Annotated in this window: 15 protein-coding genes and 1 tRNA gene; 14 read left to right on the top strand and 2 right to left on the bottom strand. The window is 53.7% G+C overall.

What is annotated here, in order from left to right:
* Nucleotides 1–81: 81 nt before the first annotated feature.
* From hypF to ACXJJX_RS08595, 5 genes are all read left to right on the top strand, one after another.
* Complete coding sequence (hypF, locus tag ACXJJX_RS08615) at nucleotides 82–2,376, top strand: carbamoyltransferase HypF (RefSeq protein WP_456434188.1); 2,295 nt, start codon at nucleotides 82–84, stop codon at nucleotides 2,374–2,376.
* Nucleotides 2,345–3,412 (top strand): hydrogenase formation protein HypD, encoded by a 1,068-nt coding sequence (hypD, locus tag ACXJJX_RS08610; protein ID WP_456434187.1) that lies wholly within the window; start codon nucleotides 2,345–2,347, stop codon nucleotides 3,410–3,412. Before hypF ends, hypD begins: the two co-directional genes overlap by 32 nt.
* 156 nt (nucleotides 3,413–3,568) lie before the next feature.
* Entirely contained in the window at nucleotides 3,569–4,165 is a 597-nt protein-coding gene (locus ACXJJX_RS08605; RefSeq protein WP_456434186.1) for a hypothetical protein, read from the top strand.
* Between the two features lie 172 nt (nucleotides 4,166–4,337).
* Nucleotides 4,338–6,440, top strand: a complete 2,103-nt coding sequence (locus ACXJJX_RS08600; RefSeq protein ID WP_456434185.1) for a PAS domain-containing hybrid sensor histidine kinase/response regulator — start codon at nucleotides 4,338–4,340, stop codon at nucleotides 6,438–6,440.
* Between the two features lie 48 nt (nucleotides 6,441–6,488).
* A tRNA-Val gene (locus ACXJJX_RS08595) sits at nucleotides 6,489–6,563 on the top strand.
* 17 nt (nucleotides 6,564–6,580) lie between these two features.
* Here ACXJJX_RS08595 and ACXJJX_RS08590 read toward each other — a convergent pair.
* Entirely contained in the window at nucleotides 6,581–7,414 is an 834-nt protein-coding gene (locus ACXJJX_RS08590; protein WP_456434184.1) for a GGDEF domain-containing protein, read from the bottom strand.
* 232 nt (nucleotides 7,415–7,646) lie between these two features.
* Between ACXJJX_RS08590 and ACXJJX_RS08585 the strand changes: the two genes are divergently transcribed.
* From ACXJJX_RS08585 to ACXJJX_RS08570, 4 genes are read left to right on the top strand one after another with little or no spacing between them, the layout of a single operon-like run.
* The gene (locus ACXJJX_RS08585) at nucleotides 7,647–9,377 is read left to right on the top strand and encodes a hypothetical protein (protein WP_456434183.1); all 1,731 of its coding nucleotides are present in this window, start codon (nucleotides 7,647–7,649) and stop codon (nucleotides 9,375–9,377) included.
* Between the two features lie 15 nt (nucleotides 9,378–9,392).
* Nucleotides 9,393–11,186, top strand: coding sequence for a RiPP maturation radical SAM C-methyltransferase (locus ACXJJX_RS08580; protein ID WP_456434182.1), 1,794 nt, complete (start codon nucleotides 9,393–9,395; stop codon nucleotides 11,184–11,186).
* Nucleotides 11,183–12,223: a 2-phospho-L-lactate transferase CofD family protein gene (locus tag ACXJJX_RS08575; RefSeq protein WP_456434181.1), complete on the top strand. Its 1,041-nt coding sequence runs from the start codon at nucleotides 11,183–11,185 to the stop codon at nucleotides 12,221–12,223. The genes ACXJJX_RS08580 and ACXJJX_RS08575 overlap by 4 nt, the downstream gene beginning before the upstream one ends.
* On the top strand, nucleotides 12,213–13,016 hold the full coding sequence (locus tag ACXJJX_RS08570) for a sugar phosphate isomerase/epimerase family protein (protein ID WP_456434180.1): 804 nt from the start codon (nucleotides 12,213–12,215) through the stop codon (nucleotides 13,014–13,016). The genes ACXJJX_RS08575 and ACXJJX_RS08570 overlap by 11 nt, the downstream gene beginning before the upstream one ends.
* On the opposite strand, the gene ACXJJX_RS08565 is transcribed toward ACXJJX_RS08570, so the two are convergent.
* The gene (locus ACXJJX_RS08565) at nucleotides 12,994–13,329 is read right to left on the bottom strand and encodes a hypothetical protein (RefSeq protein WP_456434179.1); all 336 of its coding nucleotides are present in this window, start codon (nucleotides 13,327–13,329) and stop codon (nucleotides 12,994–12,996) included. The two genes, ACXJJX_RS08570 and ACXJJX_RS08565, sit on opposite strands and share 23 nt — an antisense overlap.
* Nucleotides 13,330–13,469: 140 nt before the next feature.
* On the opposite strand from ACXJJX_RS08565, the gene trpC reads away from it, so the two are divergent.
* From trpC to dapF, 5 genes are read left to right on the top strand one after another with little or no spacing between them, the layout of a single operon-like run.
* Complete coding sequence (gene trpC / locus ACXJJX_RS08560) at nucleotides 13,470–14,234, top strand: indole-3-glycerol phosphate synthase TrpC (protein ID WP_456434178.1); 765 nt, start codon at nucleotides 13,470–13,472, stop codon at nucleotides 14,232–14,234.
* A gap of 9 nt (nucleotides 14,235–14,243) precedes the next feature.
* A complete protein-coding gene (gene argH, locus ACXJJX_RS08555; protein WP_456434177.1) occupies nucleotides 14,244–15,632 on the top strand; it encodes an argininosuccinate lyase in 1,389 nt (462 codons plus the stop codon).
* Nucleotides 15,625–16,647, top strand: a complete 1,023-nt coding sequence (locus ACXJJX_RS08550; RefSeq protein ID WP_456434176.1) for a fibronectin type III domain-containing protein — start codon at nucleotides 15,625–15,627, stop codon at nucleotides 16,645–16,647. Before argH ends, ACXJJX_RS08550 begins: the two co-directional genes overlap by 8 nt.
* Before the next feature lie 16 nt (nucleotides 16,648–16,663).
* Nucleotides 16,664–17,926: a diaminopimelate decarboxylase gene (gene lysA / locus ACXJJX_RS08545; protein WP_456434175.1), complete on the top strand. Its 1,263-nt coding sequence runs from the start codon at nucleotides 16,664–16,666 to the stop codon at nucleotides 17,924–17,926.
* A complete protein-coding gene (gene dapF, locus ACXJJX_RS08540; protein ID WP_456434174.1) occupies nucleotides 17,919–18,758 on the top strand; it encodes a diaminopimelate epimerase in 840 nt (279 codons plus the stop codon). Before lysA ends, dapF begins: the two co-directional genes overlap by 8 nt.
* Nucleotide 18,759 lies beyond the last annotated feature (1 nt).

Genomic DNA, 18,759 nt, shown 5'->3' with positions numbered 1-18,759 from the left:
CGTATCTGAAATAGTTCTTCCGGAAATTAATCCCAACTAGGCCTAGAAACAAGAGCTTAAGTGTTTGTCCCCTGAAGGGGGATGGGATATCCTCAAGAGGAGATGGAAGCCTTGAGAATTTTGGTCTCCGGGGTGGTTCAAGGGGTGGGTTTTCGCCCCTTTGTCTTTCGGTTGGCCCAAAGATACGCTATTAAGGGCTGGGTTCTTAATACCGGAGTTGGGGTAGAGATCAAGGCCTGGGGTAAGAATCTGCCTTCTTTTGTGGCTGCCCTTAAGAATGAAGCTCCGCCTCTGGCCCGAATAAAGGCCATCAGGGTCGAACCCCTTGAGGGTAGTCCTCCAGAGGGATTTTTTGTGGCCAAGAGCCAGCCTGGACTCCGTCGGACCTATATCCCGGCAGATGTGGCCACCTGTGAGGCCTGCTTGGCCGAGATTCTTAATAAGGACGATCGACGTTATCGCTATCCCTTTACCAACTGTACCGATTGCGGTCCTCGTTACAGTGTTATCCTTGACCTGCCTTATGATCGGGCTCAGACTACTATGGCTCCTTTTGAGCTCTGTTCGAAGTGCCGTCAGGAATACCTTGATCCGGCCAACCGGCGCTTCCATGCTGAACCCAACGCCTGCCCGGTCTGTGGGCCCAAAGTTTGGGTGACGGAGCCAGATGGTCGGCCAGTGGCCACCGAAGATCCTATCAGATTCATCGTTGCCAGGCTCTCTGAAGGGGCGATAGTCGCCCTTAAAGGGCTGGGAGGATTTCAGCTGGCGGTCTTGGCCGAAGATGAAGGGGCTGTAAGGCGGCTTCGGGCCAGGAAGCGCCGGCCGGCCAAACCCCTGGCAGTTATGGCCAAGGATCTGGCCTCGGTCAGGAATCTGGCTGTCATCTGCCCCGAAGAAGAAAGGGCCCTTCTTTCTCCCAGAAGGCCTATAGTTCTCCTAAAAAAGAGGAATCCTTTCCCTTTAGCCCCTTCGGTGGCCCCTGGAATCTCTATTATCGGGGTCATGCTTCCCTACACTCCTCTCCATTATCTTCTCTTTGAGGCCCCCTTTTGCTATTTGGTAATGACCAGCGGCAACTTAAGCCAAGAGCCCATTGCTCGAACCAACAAGGAGGCCTTCGAGTGCTTGGCGGATGTGGCCGACTTCTTCCTTCTGCATGACCGGGAGATTGCTGTAAGGGTTGATGATTCTGTACTTCGGGTCATGGCCGGCCGCCCTAGGCTCATAAGAAGGGCCAGGGGATACGCACCAGAGCCATTTGAACTTCCGGCTTCTATCCCGACCACCTTGGCTGTGGGGCCTTTCCTCAAAAATACCCTTGCCGTAAGCCGGGAAGGGGAGGTTTTTGTCAGCCAACATATTGGTGATCTTGAAGGTCCTAAAGGACTTTCTTTCTTCAAGGAGACCTTTCAACACCTCCTGAAGATCCTAGATCTGACCCCTGAGATAGTTGTTTCCGATCTTCATCCCGATTACCTCTCTAGCATCTTTGCCGAGGAATACAGTCGCCAGAAAGGTCTCAAACTCCTTAAGGTTCAGCATCATCTGGCCCATGCTCTGAGCGTCCTAGTGGAAGGTGATCTTAGGCCTCCTGTTTTGGCCCTGGTCCTCGATGGGCTTGGGTTGGGAGACGATGGGGCCATTTGGGGAGGAGAGCTATTCTGGATTGGGTCCCGAGAATACCGCCGCTTGGCCCATCTAGAATATCTCCCCCTGCCAGGGGGAGAGGCGGCTATAAGATCTCCCTGGCGTATGGCTTTGGCCTGTCTCTGGAGGACTTTTGGTGAAGACCTGGATGACCTTCCCTTGGCCTTTACACAGTACCTTCCTTCAAAGGAAAAAGTTCTTGTTTTAAAGATGCTTAAAAGAGGGCTTAATTGCCCACCGACTTCAAGCGCCGGCCGCCTTTTTGAGGCCGTGGCCGCCTTTTTGGGTCTGGGCAACGAGAACCTCTATGAGGCCCAGACGGCCCTGAGGCTTGAATCCGTTGCCCTTTCCGGCCAGAGACCCTATTCTTACCTCTTTAAAGATTCTGGAGACCGGAGGCTAATCTCTCTGCGGCCCGCCATAAGAGAGATCGTTGCTGATTGCCTTAAAGGAGTTCCTGTTCCGGTTGTTGCCGGAAGATTTGTCTCCACGGTAATTGCCGCCTTGGCCGAGGTGGCCGTCTTTTTTTCTAGACAGTTTCAGGTAATCCGGATTCTCCTCTCTGGAGGCTGTTTTCAGAACAAGCTCCTCCTTGAGGGGCTTTTGAGTCAGCTTGAATCCCGGGGCCTTATCCCCTATGCTCCGGGAGAGATCCCTGTAAACGACGGGGGTATTTCTTTGGGACAAGTGGCCTATGTCTCCTTATTCCAAAGACAAAATCTATAGCTTGGCTTGCGTCCTTAGAGACCTTCTCTCCGGGCCGGTGAGGGTTATGGAAGTCTGCGGAACCCATACGGTAAATATTTTCCGTTTTGGCCTCCGGACCCTTTTCCCTGAAGGCCTAGAGCTTCTCTCCGGACCAGGGTGCCCGGTCTGTGTCACCCCCGTCAGGGAGATAGACTTTCTGGTTGCCGCCTCAGGCCTCAAGGGCACCGTAGTAGCCACCTTCGGTGACCTTCTTAGGGTCCCCGGCTCAGAGGGTTCCCTTAAAGAGGCCCGAGCCCGGGGGGGAGAGGTAAAGATTATCTACTCTCCGATGGAGGCCCTTGATCTGGCGGAGCAGTTTCCGGAGAAAAAGATTGTTTTGGCCGCTGTTGGCTTTGAGACTACAGCACCAGCGGTTGCGGCCACCATCATTGAGGCCCGCAAAAGGGGCCTTAAAAACTTTTTGGTTGCTTCCAGCCATAGGCTAGTTCCCCCGGCCTTAAAGGCCCTACTTTCTTCCGGAAAGATAAAAATCGATGGCTTCCTCCTCCCTGGCCATGTAAGTGCCATTATTGGTCGGAGACCTTATGAGTTTATCGCCCGTGACTTCGGCCTTCCGGCAGTAATCACCGGCTTTGAGGCCTTAGATATCATGGAAGGCCTATGGCTGGTCCTCCGACAGATCCACCTAGGACAGGTTGGCGTCGAGATCCAGTATCGACGGGCCGTCCCTGTCGAGGGCAACCCGGCTGCCCTGAGGCTCCTTGAAGAGGTCTTTGAAAAGGCTCCGGCCCTCTGGCGGGGCCTGGGAGAGCTTGAAGACAGCGGCCTCAGGTTGCGTCCGGCTTATAAAGATTATGACGCCTGGATCCAGCTCGATGTCGCCCTTCCTCAGAGTCAGGAACCCAAGGGATGTCTTTGCGGAGAAATCCTCTGCGGTCGGAAAAAACCACCGGACTGCCCTCTCTTTGGTCGGGGGTGTCGTCCTGAGAAACCCCAGGGGCCTTGTATGGTCTCCAGCGAGGGAACCTGTGCAGCTTGGTTTCAATATGTCTGATATCAGCCGTTGACTTGACTTTTAGGCCTGAAGACAGCTATATCAGTTAGTTAGGTAGTATTTATTTTAGTTTTTTGCCAAACAATTGTGAATTATATCGCTATTCTGCGTTAATTTTTAAGTTAATTATTACTTTTTTATTGGCGGGGAGGGGAAATGAAAGAAAGGGGTGCATCTTTAATAATCAGGGTCAAGGATGCCTTTACCGGAGAAAAACCATCTCTTCCATTCCGTTGCTTCATCAAGGAGGCCAGCCATCTTGAAGGCCGCTGTGAAGATGGCTTGGTAGTCTTTTTTGAGATACCTTCCTTTCCGGTAACAGTGGCCTTCAGAAGCCCTTATTTTCGGGATAAGGATTTCCGGATAAAAGACCGCCCTAGAGCCCCGCTTGAGATCACCCTTTATCCTTCAGAGCTCTATCCTTTCCCTGAGGGAGCAACCCTCTTTAAGGGCGGGGTGGTGGATCAGAATGAATATCCGATTGCCGGAGCCCGGGTCTGCCTTCGTTGGGCCGGAGGGATTTGCCAGACAGTAACTGATGACTATGGCTGTTTTGTCCTCTTCCCCGGCCCGGGGGAGAAGAAAAAATGGCGCAACCACCATGGCATCCCCATCATACCCGGGCCTGAAGGAAGACTAAAAGTCAAACTCACGGTTACAGCTCCGGGATACAGGGCCTTCGGGGCCAGTTTTATATGGCCTGCCGGAAAATCGACCTGCCAGGAGATCGAGCTCTCCCCTGAGAAGGACTGAACTCCAGAATCCTGACCAAAATCATCTTTTTACCTTCTCCGTCCAGGTAAAAATCTGCTTGGCAGGATACCTGAAAGTATTAATATCCAAAACTATTTAAACCGATTATGTTTCAGTAAACACGAAATTTATGATTTATGGTCCTGCTGGGCCTTTCTCCCTTGGAGGGGGTATGGTCAAGGGTGTTTTGGGAACCAAGGCCAGACGTTGGCAGAGGCTTTTTTTTGCCCTTTGCCTGGGAGGATCCATCTGGGCCTTCGGGGCCCTGGTGGATTTGGTCCTCTTTCATCAAAGAGGCCCTTTCCATCTTCCCGATAGCCGTTTCCATGAGCTCTGGATGCATCTGATTGTTCTTTTAGCCGTTGGGGTCTATGCTGTCTTTTTATATATTGCCGGCCGGCGTCAGGAGGTTGCCGTCAGGGAGGAGGCCGCCTGTGATCTTATCCTTGACAGTATAAACGAGGCCGTCTGTCTGATCGATCCCCGAACCTTTAAAATCATTGAAGCCAACCGAGTCTTCCTGAAGGAGGTAGGTCTTTTGAGAGAGGAGGTGATCGGGCGCCCCTGTTATGAGTTGACCCATCAGAAGGACTCGCCCTGCCAGCCGCCGGAGTGTCCATGTCCGGTCTTTTATACCCTGGAGACGGGGGAGCCAGCCATCTTTGAGCATATTCACTGGGGGGCTGGGGGAGAGAAGCGTTATGTGGAGGTTTCTTCCTTCCCGGTAAAGGATGAAAAGGGTCAGGTGGGTTACATCGTCCACATCTCTCGTGATCTCACCCATCGTCGGATGGCCGAAGAAGAGATCCGCCAACTCCTGGATAAGATCCAACGGATCATGGACTCTGTGCCCGAAGGGGTCTTGCTCCTTGATGATGGCCTCAGGGTCGAGGTGGCCAATCCTCTGGCTCAGGATTATTTGGCCCTATTAGGTGAGGTCTCCTCCAAAGGGGAGTTGAGAGGGTTGGCCGGAGTGCCTATTGAAGAGTTTTTAAGGAGCGAGGCCCCCAGGGATCTTGAGATCCAGGAGCCATCATTTCGGGCCTTCACGGTGGCCACCCGCCCTCTTAAAGTCGGAAGTCAGCTAAGCGGGTGGGTGGTAGTAATAAGGGAGATTACCGGGGAGCGGCAGTTGCGAGACCGGGCCTTGGCCCAAGAGAAGCTGGCTGCGGTGGGACAGTTGGCTGCCGGTATTGCCCACGACTTCAACAATCTTCTCACTAGCATTATCAGCTTTGCCGAACTCTTAAGCCTTGATCCTCAGATTTCACCGATGGCCCGAAAAAAACTGGAGCTGATCATCTCCCAAGGGCAACGGGCAGCTGAGCTTACCAGACAGATCCTCGATTACAGCCGGAAATCGGTCTTAAAGACTGAGACCTTGGATGTCTCCTCTTTTCTTAAAGAGCTGGTCGTTTTCCTTAAACGAACCATTCCTGAAAATATAGACCTAAGACTTGAAATCGCTCCTGGTGAATATCTAGTCGAGGCCGACGCCACTAAGCTCCAACAGGCCTTGATTAACCTGGCTTTAAATGCCCGTGATGCCATGCCCGAAGGGGGCCAGCTCACCTTGAGCCTCTCGAAGGTCTCCTTTGCCTCTGCTGAATCCCTCCCCTGTGATGATATGGTCCCGGGAGATTGGGTGGCTATCTCAGTTTCAGATACCGGAAGTGGCATCCCTCCTGAAGTTCTGCCTCATATTTTTGAGCCCTTCTTTACCACCAAAGACCGAGGGCGGGGCACCGGACTCGGATTGCCCCAAGTCGAAGGCATCGTCAGACAACACGGAGGTTGTCTCACCGTCCATACGGTCTCAGGCCAGGGGACCACAATGACCATCTATCTCCAGACAACTGGCCAACAGAGGCCTCGGGCCATCCAGAGTGATTCCCTCGTTTCTGGTCAAGGGGAGACTATCCTTCTGGTTGAGGATGAGGACTCGGTCCTTGAGGCCCTGCGCTCCAGTCTTGAGGCCTTAGGTTACCGGGTGATCTCTGCCAGAGGAGGGGCCCAGGCCCTGGAGATCTATACCGAAAGGGCTTCAGAGATTGCCCTGGTGATCACCGATATGGTTATGCCGGAGATGAGCGGCCTTGAACTCCTGAGAAGGCTTAAAGACCTTAATTCCTATGTCCGAGTTCTTCTTTTAAGTGGCTATCCTTTAGGAGAAGACCAACGCTTCTTAAAGGATCTCAAGGATGTTGCTTGGCTTCATAAGCCGGTAGGTATCAAAGAGCTCTCGATGGCCGTGGCCAAGGCCCTAAAAGGCTAGGGGGCGGTTTACAAGCCTGGGGTGGTGGGGTATAAATTTTAAAGCTTTGGGCGGTTAACTCAGTGGTAGAGTGCCATCCTCACACGGTGGAAGTCGCAGGTTCAAATCCTGCACCGCCCACCATCTTTTACCTCCTTACTTTAGACTCTCACCCACTTGAGTTGGCCTCGGTGTTTGTGGTGGTACATGGCCCCATCGGCCCGCTCAAGGATGGTTGCCAGGGAGTCGCTGGCGATGACGTTGGTTGCCCCCAAGGTAAAAGAAAGAGAGATCGGGATTCCCTTGTAGGAGAGACTCAGTGTCTGTCCGGCAAGATATTTCAGGAAGGGAATGGTTTTTTCCAAGGTTACTCCGGTGGCCACCACCACGAATTCGTCTCCATGGAGGCGGCAGACAAAATCTCGGGTTTTAAACTGGCTCTTTAGGTAGCGGGCAAAGGCCCTAAGGACTTCATCCCCGGCTTGATGCCCGAGGGAGTCGTTTACGGCCTTGAACTTGTTGAGATCAAAATAAATAAAGACATAGTCTTCCTGGAAGATGTGAGGCCGGATTACCTCTAGATAAAACTTCTCCAAGGCCCGCTCATTCCAGAGCTTGGTCAGATGGTCCCGGAGATAGCTTTCTCTCAGAAAGGAGAGTTCCTCCTCTAGGGTCTTTATCCGGCTGATGTGTTCTTGCATCCGGGAAAAATAGGTTTTAAGGGGGCTGAACTCCTCCTTTGAGGCCTGGAGTTCACCGAGAAGACCCTCCATTATAGAACGACTCTCAGAAAGGATCTCCAGAAGGGCATTATTCTTCTTCTCGAGTCTTAAAGCCTCAGAGAAACTCCTCTGGTATATGGCCGGGTAGGGGACCTTTTTCTCCTTCTGGATCTTGAGGAAGGCGACCCAGGCAGCCATGAGGGCCTCGTGCTGGAGTCTGATCTTTTCGGCAAATCCTTGGGCCTCGGTGGCTGTGGCCGTCTCCACCATCATTTCCTCCTTAATAATTGAATTTTTCGAAAATTTTAGACCCTGATAAGGGATATATAAGGGAATCGTCTGTCTAGAGAAAAAGTTTAAGCCTCAGGGATTAGCTTGATCACTATTTAGATGTTTTTCTCTCCGGGACAGTAAGAATCGGGCTTAAGCATTTAAAGCCCTTTGAAGGAAAGGGGCTTTCTGTTAAAAAAAGAAACTTAAGTCTTTAGTTAAGCGAGGTTTCCCGATGCGCAGGATTTTCTTATCTTTGCTGATAGTTTTTGTCCTTTCTGGTTTTGTTTGGGCTGAGGGGTTGGAAGGCTTGGCCCAAAACTTCTCTCCCCTCTCGGCCTTGGTAATTAACGTGGAGAAGGACACGGTCCTTATAGACAAAGGAGAGAAAGACGGTGTTAGACGGGGAGACCTCTTTACTATCTATCAGGAAGGTCAGAAGATCATCCATCCGGTGACCAAACGGGAGATCGGCCGGCTCAAAGAACCCCTGGCTAAGGCTGAGGCCATCAGGGTAGAAGAGACCTTTTCGGTCTTGCGAATCCTGGAGAAGAAGGGTGAGCCTAAGGTGGGGCAACCGGCTGTCCGCTTTGCGGATATCAGGGTTCTCCTTCTTGAAGATCCCCCAGGTTCTGCCCAACAGGTCTTGCCCTCTCTTCGGGCGGCCCTTTCGGAGGCCGAATTTGTAAATCTTCCGGGGGTTTCCTGGCGAGATTTAAATCCATCTTTTCTTTCACGTGAGGATATCGATCTTGTTTTGGTGGCCGACACCAACGGTCTAAGGGTCTATAATCAGGCTCTAGAGCTCCTCAATGCTTATACTTGGCCGCTTGGAAGACAGACCCCTGCTCCTCCTCCGGCCCCCCGGGTCTCTGCCCCACCTGCTCCCCAGGCGCCTCCCTCAGGGCCTTATCCTTACTCCACCCTTCGCTATCAGATGCCTGCTGCTCCTCAGTTCCGCCGGGTGGCCAAGATACCGGCGGTAATTGTCGATTTCGAGATGGGTGATATTGATAATGACGGTCGTCCGGAAGTCGTCTACATGACCCCTAATGGGCTCTTTGTCTCTCAGTTTGGAGGGCGGATATTGGCTACTTACAAGCACACGGGCTTTGGCAAGATGGTCAACTTTTCCTTGGGGCCCGACGGCTGGATAGCCCTTAATGTCTACGTTCCAGGTGAGGCCATGAGGTCTAAGCTTCTGCGCTTCAGGGAGGGCCGTCTGGAGACTGCGGTCTCGGATATAAACTTCTTTTTGGCCTTTTTTGATCTCAACGGTGATGGGCTTAAAGAGACCCTTTTAGGGCAGGCCTACGATCGAGAAAGCCTTTTTGGCCCTACAGTCTATCGCCTTAAGCCCGGCTGGGACAAAATCTCTTATCTAGAGACGGAAAAGGTCCCCGGGGGCTTTAGAGTCCTTTTGGCGGCCTTTGCCGATATTAACGGCAACAGGGTCAGAGAGGCCTGTTTTATGGATTTGGGGCATAAGCTCCGGATCTACGAAAGAGGGCGCAAGGTCTGGACCTCTAATACCAAGGTCGGAGGCTCCATCTATACGGTAGCGGCCAGTTCTTCAATGAAAAAGGCCTTCTATAAACAGACCATCTCTGCCGAGGTCGAGCCCTTGGTGCGGGATCTAAATGGAGACGGACGCCAGGAGGTCATCTTGGTCCGCAATGTCTCCAGTCACCGAGATATTCTGCCCAACCTTCCCTCTTACGAATCCGGGGAGGTGATCTGCCTGATCTATACGGCCACCGGTTATGAGCTCATCCCTCTGACCGGGCGCCTTGAGGCCCCCATCCAGGGGATTGCCATCTGGGGCAAGGAACTCTACTGCGTGGTGGTAAAGGGCAACCCCCTTACCCAAGAGGGAGAGAGTTATCTTCTGGCCTTTCCCTTAGTGGCTCCAACCACTAGGGGAACGGCCAGTGGCCCCCCTCAGGGGACTCCTTTGAGCCCTTAATTTTTTTGAGGTTTTATGCCGGGAGCAGGACAATGGCCGGGGTTGGTGTTGGTCTCTATGCCTTGGCCCCTTTTCAATCGCCCTTCCATCCAGCTGGCAACCCTTAAGGCCTTTCTGAAAGAGGCCGGCTGGCCTGTCCGGGCCCATCATCTTTATCTTCGGCTCCTGGAGGCCATCGGTCCTGAGGTTTACTATTCCATCTCCCAGACGACCTGGCTCTCTGAGCCTGTGGGAGCAGCTGCCCTCTTTGAAGAGATGGCCCCTAGGGCCGAGGCCCTGTTTCGGAAAAAGGCTCCCGCCCGGGGCCTTCCCAAGGATATCTTTCCTTCTTTAGTCTCAGCCTTTAAAAGAACTGTGGAAGGTTTCCTGGAGGCTTTTTCTCCTAAAGGGGTCCTTCTGGTGGGCTTTTCCGTCTGCCTTAATCAGCTTACGGCCAGCCTCTATGCAGCTCGAAGGCTCAAAGAACGTTGGCCGCAGATTCCGATCCTCTTTGGAGGCTCAAGTTGTGCCGGGAAGATGGGAGTTTCTCTTCTTAAGGCCTTTCCTTTTATAGATTACGTTATAAGCGGCGAGGGTGAGCTCCCCCTTGCCCTGCTGGCCGAATTTCTGGCCGGCCGGCGGGGAGAGATTCCAGAGGGGGTCTTCTTCCGGAAAAAGGGAGAGATCTGGGGAGGGGGGATGCTCCAGGTGGATGATCTTGAGCAGTTGCCACCTCCTGACTTTTCCGACTATTTCCAAGATCTGGCCCTCCTTCCGGCTGAAAAGAGATTTTTTCCAGTAATTCCCCTGGAATTTTCTCGGGGATGCTGGTGGGGAAAGTGCCGGTTTTGCAATCTCAACCTTCAGTGGCGGGGTTATCGGGTCAAGAGTCCAGAACGGATGGCAGCCGAGCTTCGGGCCTATGCCCAGGGTTTGGGGCTCCTTGATTTTGCCCTCATGGACAATGTCCTCCCCCCGGCCAAAACCAGGGCCTTCTTTAAGGCCTTGGCTGCCGATGGTCGGGATTACCGAATCTTCTGTGAACTACGAGCCCACCACAGAGCAGGGGAGCTTGAAGAGATGCACCGTGGGGGGCTAGTTGAGATCCAGGTGGGCATTGAGGCCTTAAGCAGCTCCCTTCTTAGGCGTCTGGGCAAAGGAACTACCGCCATGGACAACGTGGCTATAATGAAGTCTGCCCAGGAGGCTGGTCTCATCCTCCATGGTAACCTGATCACTGGTTTCCCTTCCTCGAGCCCCGAGGAGGTAGCCGAGACCCTTCTGGCCCTTGACTACGTCTTCCCCTATCGTCCCCTAAAGGCGGTCTCCTTCTGGTTGGGCTATGGTTCCCCGGTCTTCCGGGACCCCGGTCAATATGGTCTCAAGCGCCTCTATCCCCATCCTTATTATCGCTATCTCTTCCCTCGTTCACTTCTTAAAAATTTGGTCCTGCCTGCTTGGGGCTACAGTGGGGGTGTTGTTGAACAAAAAAGGCTCTGGCGTCCAGTACTTGAAAAAACCAAGGCCTGGGCCGAGGCCCACCGTCGCCTCAAAGGAGAAGGCCCACTTCTTTCCTATCGCGACGGGGGTAACTTTCTCCTTATCCGTCAGGTCCTGCCGAACGGGGCCGTGCGACATCATCGACTGAAAGGAGCCTCTCGTCAGATCTATCTCTTTTTGGAGACTCCGCGCCATCTTAAGGAAATCATCGAATCTTCTGGTCTAGCCGAAGACAGACTGCTCCCTTTTTTAAAGGCCCTTTGGGTCAAAAGGCTCATTTTCCAAGAGGCAGAAACTTATCTGGCCTTGGCTATCAGGAGGAGAGCTTGAGGTGTCCTAGACCGCGACTGGCCTTTATTGGTGGGGGCAGCGGGATCGCCTCTTTGGGACCGGCCTTGGTAAGACGGAGGCTTTATTCCTACCATTTGATCACCGCCTTTGATTCTGGGGGTTCAAGTGGCTCTCTTAGGCGCTATCTAGGTGTGGCCCCGCCCGGAGATCTGCGGAATCGCCTGCTGGCCTTGGCTGATCGTGAATTCCCCGGGGTGTGGCCTTTGGTTGATCTTTTAGATCGGCGTCTGCCATCCGATTCCATCCAGGCCCAGGAAATGTACCAAGGTCTGCTCGAGCAGATTCTTTCCTTCCAGGGCGGTGAATTTGAGATTGTGCGAGGTCTGTTTTCGGCCTTTGAGACCCGGGCCCGTGGTTTCCCCCTGGCCGGGTCCTGTATGGGCAACTTGGCCCTGGTAGGAGGGGTCTATCTGTTTGGTAGCCTTAGAGCCTCAGGGGCCCTTTTGGCCGGGCTCCTACGTACTCCGGCAGCCTTTTCTCTAGTCACCGAAGAGCTGGGGGACCTTGTCGTCAGGCTTCCCGGCCAGGGGCTGATCGTTGGTCAGGATCGGCTGACCAAGATCTGCCTTGCCTCTCTGGAAGAGATCTTCCTGGTTGGTCCTTTGGGGGAGCGGATCGAGCCACCGCTTTGCCCCCAGGCAGCAAGGTTTTTGTCTGAGGCCGATCTTATTGTCATTGGCCCAGGGAGTTTTTTTACCAGTCTGGTGGCCTGTTTTCTGGTCTCTGGTCTCAAGGAGGCTCTTTCCTCTAGTTGTGTCCCGGTAGTCCTTGTCCCTGGGAGCCCCAGGGATCCAGAACGTCTAGGCCTGGGGCCTCGTCTTCTTTACGAGATCTGGTCTCATTTTTCTGGGGACATTGTCGATGTGATCCTCTTTGATAACACCTGGCCCAGGGAAAAGATCTCTGGTCCTAAGGCCTTCTGGCTGGATATTCCCCAAGAGGCTGGACGTTACCAGGGGGAGTTTCTCCTTGAGGCTTTGCTCACCATCTATAAGGAGGTCTTCGATGGATCTTGATAGCCTTAAAGCCTCAGTCTTTATCTGTGTTCCCTTTCCCCTTCTCTACGAAAAGTATCTTCCCCTAATCCTCGAACACCGCATAAATCCCGAAATAGGTCTTGATGATGGAACTAGCTTCGGCTTTCGTTGGCCGAGTTTTCAGAAGATAGCCCGAATCATCAAGGCCGAGGGTCTTAAAACCACTATCCACGCCCCCTTTCTTGAGGTCCTTCCGGCCGCATTTGATCCAGAGGTAAGGAAGGTGGCCCAACGTCGCCTGTCCCTGGCCTTTCGGGTGGCCGAACTCTTTGAAGCCCAATCTGTGGTCTGCCATACCGGTTTTGTCCCTCAGTGGTATCGAGGTCAGGAGAAGGAATGGCTCAAGAGGGCCACCGAAGCCTTCTCCAAACTGGCTTTGCTGGCCGAGGCCTATGGCGTCCCCTTAATGGTAGAGAACGTCTTTGAACCTGGCCCCGATCTTCATCGCCATCTCTTCTCAGAGATTTCCTCTCAGTATCTGGGATTCTGCTTTGATGCTGGCCACCAGAAAGCCTTCAGCAAATCAGATCTTATGGACTGGCTGGATAACCTCTGTCCTTATTTGGGGCAGCTTCACCTTCATGACAATACCGGCTCCTGGGATGATCATCTCCCCATTGGGGCCGGGGAGATCGATTTCGAGGGACTTTTTGCCTATCTTCAGGCTAAAGGAATTCGCCCTCTTCTTACCCTGGAGCCCCATCGGGAAGAGGATGTCTATCCCAGCCTTGAAGGACTTCTTGAGGTCTTCAGGAAATATCCTCTTTTCTGAGTCTTCGGCTGATGGTCTCCAGAAGTTCGAGATCTATAGGGCTTAGGGGCTCCAGGCGAATGCCTATTCCCGGGCGTCTTTTGCGGACGTAGGGGAGCTTGGTGTGCCATTCCACTTGGCCCTTGACCTTCAAGGGAGGAAAGTCCAGGGGGAGAAGGAGCTCCAAGGTTACCTTGGTGCCTGGGGGCAGGAGATTGTCTGTGGCTACGAAAAACTCTCTCCGGTTAAGCCCCTCAACCATGAGGCCAAGAAAGGCATCGGGCTGGCGAAAGTCAAGCTTAAGAAGGATCCTTTTGCCTAACAGGGCTGACATGGAAACCCCAAATTCAATGATTTGTTACCATTTCAAACCATTTAATATAAACTTTTAGCAAAGCATGGGTCCAAAAGGCAAACTCTGTTTTTGCTCTCTTTTTCATCCTGGGTTAATATCCCTCGGCCAGGAGGTTCTGGATGACCATTTTGGCCGAAATTCTGGCCCATAAAATGGAGGAGATAGCAGCCTTAAAGGCCCGAGGGCTCAAAAAGCCTTTGGCCCTTCCGGAGATTCGTCCCTTCAAGACGGCCCTCAAAGCCCCTGGGGTAGCCATCATCGCCGAGCTCAAAAAGGCCTCCCCCTCCAAGGGGCTTATTGCCAAAGACTTTGAACCCCGGCAGTTTGCTCAAAAATACGAGGCCGGAGGGGCGGCGGCCATCTCCGTCCTTACGGATCGGAGGTTTTTCCAGGGAGATATTTCCTACCTTTCTGAGATCAAATCAGCGGTATCTCTTCCGGTGCTTCGAAAGGATTTCATTGTTGACCGGATCCAGATTGAGGAGGCTAGGTATATGGGGGCCGATGCCATTCTTCTTATCGTGGCGGCCCTCACTCCGGAGAACCTCAGCCGGCTTCTTTCCTATTCTCGCTCCTTGGGACTTGAGGCCTTGGTTGAGGTCCATAATGAGGAAGAGCTGGAGGTGGCCCTCTCGGTGGGAGCAGAGATTATCGGGATAAATAATCGCAACCTGAGCACTTTTGAGGTGGACATTGAAACCACTTTCCGTCTAAGACCCCTTATCCCCCCTGGGGTGGTGGTAGTCAGCGAAAGTGGCCTCAGAGGACGGGAAGATATTCTCCGTTTGGAGGCCGCCGGGGTAGATGCCGCCCTTATCGGGGAGAGCCTTATGAAGCAAAAGGACAAAGAGGCCAAGCTTAAAGAGCTTCTGGGGAGGGTTTAGGGGGAGCTTATGGCTGAGAAGAAACCTTGGGGAGGCCGCTTTCAGGAGAAGACCGCCCGATCAGTAGAGGAGTTTACCGTTTCGGTCCATTTTGACCGGCGGTTGGCCTATTGGGATATCTTGGGAAGCAAAGCCCACGCTCTAATGCTGGCCCGTCAGGGGATCATCAGCCAGGATGAGGCCCAGAGGATTATCCAGGGGCTGGATAAGATCTGGCAGGAGATCGAAGCCGGCCGCTTTCCTTGGAGGCCAGATCTGGAAGACGTCCACATGAATATTGAGGCTGCCCTTACGGAGATGATCGGCCCGGCTGGGGCCAAACTTCATACAGCCCGGTCTCGCAATGATCAGGTGGCCACAGATGTTCGTCTTTATCTTCGCTCCGAAATAGACGACCTTCTTGAACGCCTCAAAGGTCTTCAGGAAGCCTTGGTGGTTAAGGCCGAAGAGCACTTCGAGGTGGTCATGCCCGGTTTTACCCATCTTCAACATGCCCAACCCATCCTCTGGGCTCATCATCTGCTGGCCTACTTTGAGATGTTCGACCGGGATCGCGGCCGCCTTCGAGACTGCCGGAGACGCCTTAATTATTGTCCTTTAGGAGCAGCGGCCCTGGCCGGCACGGGCTTCCCGATAGACCGCCATTTTGTGGCCCGTGAACTTGGCTTTGCCGGTCCTTGCACCAACAGCCTTGATGCTGTCTCCGATCGGGATTTTATCATTGAATTTTTGGCAGCGGCTTCCTTGATAATGGTCCATCTTTCTCGCCTGAGCGAGGAACTCATCCTCTGGATGACCTCAGAGTTTGCCTTTGTTGATCTGCCAGATGCCTACTGTACCGGAAGCTCTATTATGCCTCAGAAGAAAAATCCCGATGTTCCAGAGCTCATCCGAGGCAAATCTGGGCGGATCTTTGGCCACCTGATGGCCCTTTTAACTACCATGAAGGCCCTGCCCCTGGCCTACAACCGAGATATGCAGGAGGACAAAGAGCCCCTTTTTGAGGCTATAGATACGGTCAAGGCCTCGGTGAGTATTATGGTCGAGATCATCATCCACCTCCGCCCTCGGGGCCAACGGATGCGGGAAGTCTGTGAAGAGGGCTTTCTTACGGCCACTGATCTGGCCGACTATCTGGTGGAAAAGGGACTAGCCTTTCGAGAGGCCCACGCTGTAGCCGGTAAAATCGTTGCTTATGCCGTCCAAAGGGGGCTCAGACTCTGGGATCTTAGCCTTGAGGAGTTGCGCCGCTTCTCGGAACTTATCACTGAAGACGTTCTGGAGAGGCTCTCCATTGAGGGTTCGCTTAAGGCCAAGCGTTCATTTGGGGGAACTGCTCCGGAGAGGGTCAGGGAGGCCCTTGCTGAGGCCAGAGACAGGCTAACAGAAGATGGCTAGGCTTCTGGGACTGATTCTGGTGGTGATCCTTTTGCCCCTCTGGGGGTGCGGCCGCAAGACACCACCCCTTGCCCCTGAGGAGGTAGCTCCAAGGCCGGTTACCAAACTGCGCTATGAGCTTTTCCTTGAGGGGGTACGCCTCCGTTGGAAAGCCCCTCGCCGAACCCTGGCGGGGACTCCGATTGGTCATCTTAAGGGCTTTGAGATCCTGAAGACTGAAGAGCTCTTAGACAAAGAGCTTACCAGAAGTTTCAAGATATTCGTCCCTGCAGACAAAGACCTGGGGCAGAAGCCCTATGTAAGCTACGAAGATCGGAAACTTCGCTCGGGGAGCCGCTATCTTTATCGAGTCCGAGCAGTGAGGGGATTTCGGTCCCTGGGGGCCTATTCGGCCCCTGTGTCCTTCTCCTGGCACAGTCCTCCTCAGTCCCCCAGGCATTTTGCTGTCGAGGCCTGGGACCGGAAGGTCTATCTCTTCTGGCAACCACCTTTGAACTATCTTGATGGAAAGCCTATCGATATGCCTCTTCGATATCGACTTTGGCGTGGTCCGGCCCCCCGGGCCTTGAGACCTCTTCCGGTTTTGGTAAAAGAGACGGCCTTCTTTGACAGCCAGCTGGAAAACGGTCAGACCTACTGCTATCAAGTGGCTGCTCTTATCCAGTTTGAGGGTACCTGGATCGAAGGGGCCCCAAGTATCGTTAAGTGCGCTATCCCCCAGGACCTAACCCCGCCGTCGCCTCCAGAGGGTTTAGTGGCCGTTTCCGTGCCTGGTGGGGTCTGGTTGCGTTGGAGAGAGTCTCCTGAGCCAGATGTGGCTGGCTATCGGGTATATCGGGCCCGCCCCGGAGGGGCCTTTGTTCCGGTGCACCAAGGCCTTGTGGCCCGACCGGAGTACATAGATAAGACGGTCCCCGGCCCTGGGATCTATTTTTATCAGGTAACGGCTGTAGATGAATCCCCCTTTGCCAATGAAAGCCTTCCCTCGGCTCCAGCCGAGGTGGAGATCAAATAGAGGAGAGGTGTTGGCTATGCATCACTTCTGGTATCCCCGCCAAGAACTCTACTGTGAGAGTGTTCCGGTGAGAGAGATCATCGAGGCCGTCGGCACCCCTTGTTATATCTACTCTCTGGCTACCCTGGAACGCCACTATCGGGCCTTTGATCAGGCCTTTTCCTCGGTGAAACATCTGGTCTGCTATTCGGTTAAGGCCAACTCCAATCTGGCCCTTTTGTCTCATCTGGCCCGTCTTGGTTCAGGGGCCGATATTGTCTCCGGGGGAGAGCTTTACCGGGCCTTAAAGGCCGGGATCCCGGCCCAAAAGATCGTCTACTCTGGGGTAGGTAAAACCGAGGCCGAAATCCAGGCCGCCCTTGAAGCCGGTATCCTCATGTTCAACGTGGAATCTCTGCAGGAGCTTGAGCTTATTGGTCGGCTGGCTGAGGCTATGGGTAAGGTGGCCCAGGTGGCCCTGAGGGTCAATCCAGACGTCGATCCCCAGACTCATCCCTATATCTCTACGGGCCTTAAGGAGAACAAGTTTGGTCTGCCCCTGGATCAGGCCCTTGAGGGTTATCGTTTGGCCAAGGAGGCCCCGGGGCTTGAACCCATAGGTGTCGACTGTCATATTGGCTCACAGATTACTGAGCTCAGCCCTTTTATAGATGCCCTCAGGAGGCTCAAAGAGTTTGTCCGTCGCCTTGAGGCCGAAGGTCTTGAGATCCGTTATCTTGACCTCGGTGGTGGTCTTGGGATTCCTTATCGAGATGAGACCCCACCCCATCCCACTTACTACGGGCAGGCCTTGGTAAGTGAGCTCAAAGGCTTGCCCTATACCTTGATCCTTGAGCCTGGGCGGGTCATTGTCGGCAATGCGGGGATCTTGGTTACCCGTGTTCTTTACACCAAAGATACCGGGGCCAAAAATTTTGTTATTGTTGATGCCGGCATGAATGATCTGGCCCGACCCTCTCTTTATGGATCCTACCACGAGATTATCCCTGTCCGGAGGCAGGAGAGACCTTCAGCTGTGGTGGATGTAGTGGGGCCGATCTGTGAGTCTGGGGACTTTTTGGCCAAAGAAAGGCTTCTCCCAGCAGTGAGACCCGGAGAGCTCTTGGCGGTAATGAGTGCCGGGGCCTACGGTTTTGTCATGTCTTCCAACTATAATTCTCGCCCTCGGCCGGCCGAGGTGATCGTTAAGGAGGATAAGTTCTATTTGGTTCGGGTCCGGGAGACCTATGATGATCTTGTCCGTGGAGAGGTAATCCCTTGGGAGGGAAGCCGTGCTTAGGTTTGCCAAACTCTCTGGCAGTGGTAACGACTTTATTCTCATCGTCAACCTTGACGGTCGCATTCATCCTCAGGCGGCCCAAGAATTGGCCCGAAGTCTTTGTCGGCGAGGCTTCTCCGTGGGGGCCGACGGGCTCATCCTTATTGAGGCGGCCAGATCCCCTGAGGCCCATTTTTCCTGGCGATTCCTCAATGCCGATGGGAGCGAGGCCGAGATGTGTGGCAATGGCGGCCGCTGTGCGGCTCGTTTTGCCTATATTTCTGGTATTGCTCCGGCAACCATGGTCTTTGAGACCGGAGCCGGCCTTGTTCGGGCCGAGGTCTCTGGGGCCTGGGTCAAACTGGAGATGCCCCGGCCACAGGGCCTCATCCTCGATGAGGCCCTTAGCCTTGAGGATGGGAAACGCCTTTCCTTGAGTTTCATCAACACCGGGGTACCCCACGTAGTCATAGAGGTCGTCAATATCGATCAGGTTCCGGTTGAAGAGATTGGAAGACAGATTCGCTTCCACTCCCGTTTTGCCCCGGCGGGCACCAACGTCAACTTCGTGGCCCGGGACAAAAAACAGCTGTTGATTCGCACATATGAACGCGGGGTTGAGGCTGAGACTTTGGCCTGTGGTACCGGGGCCTGTGCCGCTGCCTTGGTCTTTGCGGCCAAGGGGGCTCTAGCCTCACCAGTAGAGGTGGTTACCAGGGGTGGGGAAAGGCTTAAGGTTCATTTTTCTCTTGATGCCCACGGGCCAAAAGAAGTATTCCTTGAGGGCATAGCCAGATTCATCTATCAAGGGGAGCTTTTTCCCGAGGCCTTTGAGGAGCCAAGTATCAGTTAAG

It is taken from the genome of Thermosulfuriphilus sp. (genome assembly GCF_054026695.1).
This window is presented reverse-complemented; position numbering and strand designations above follow the sequence as displayed.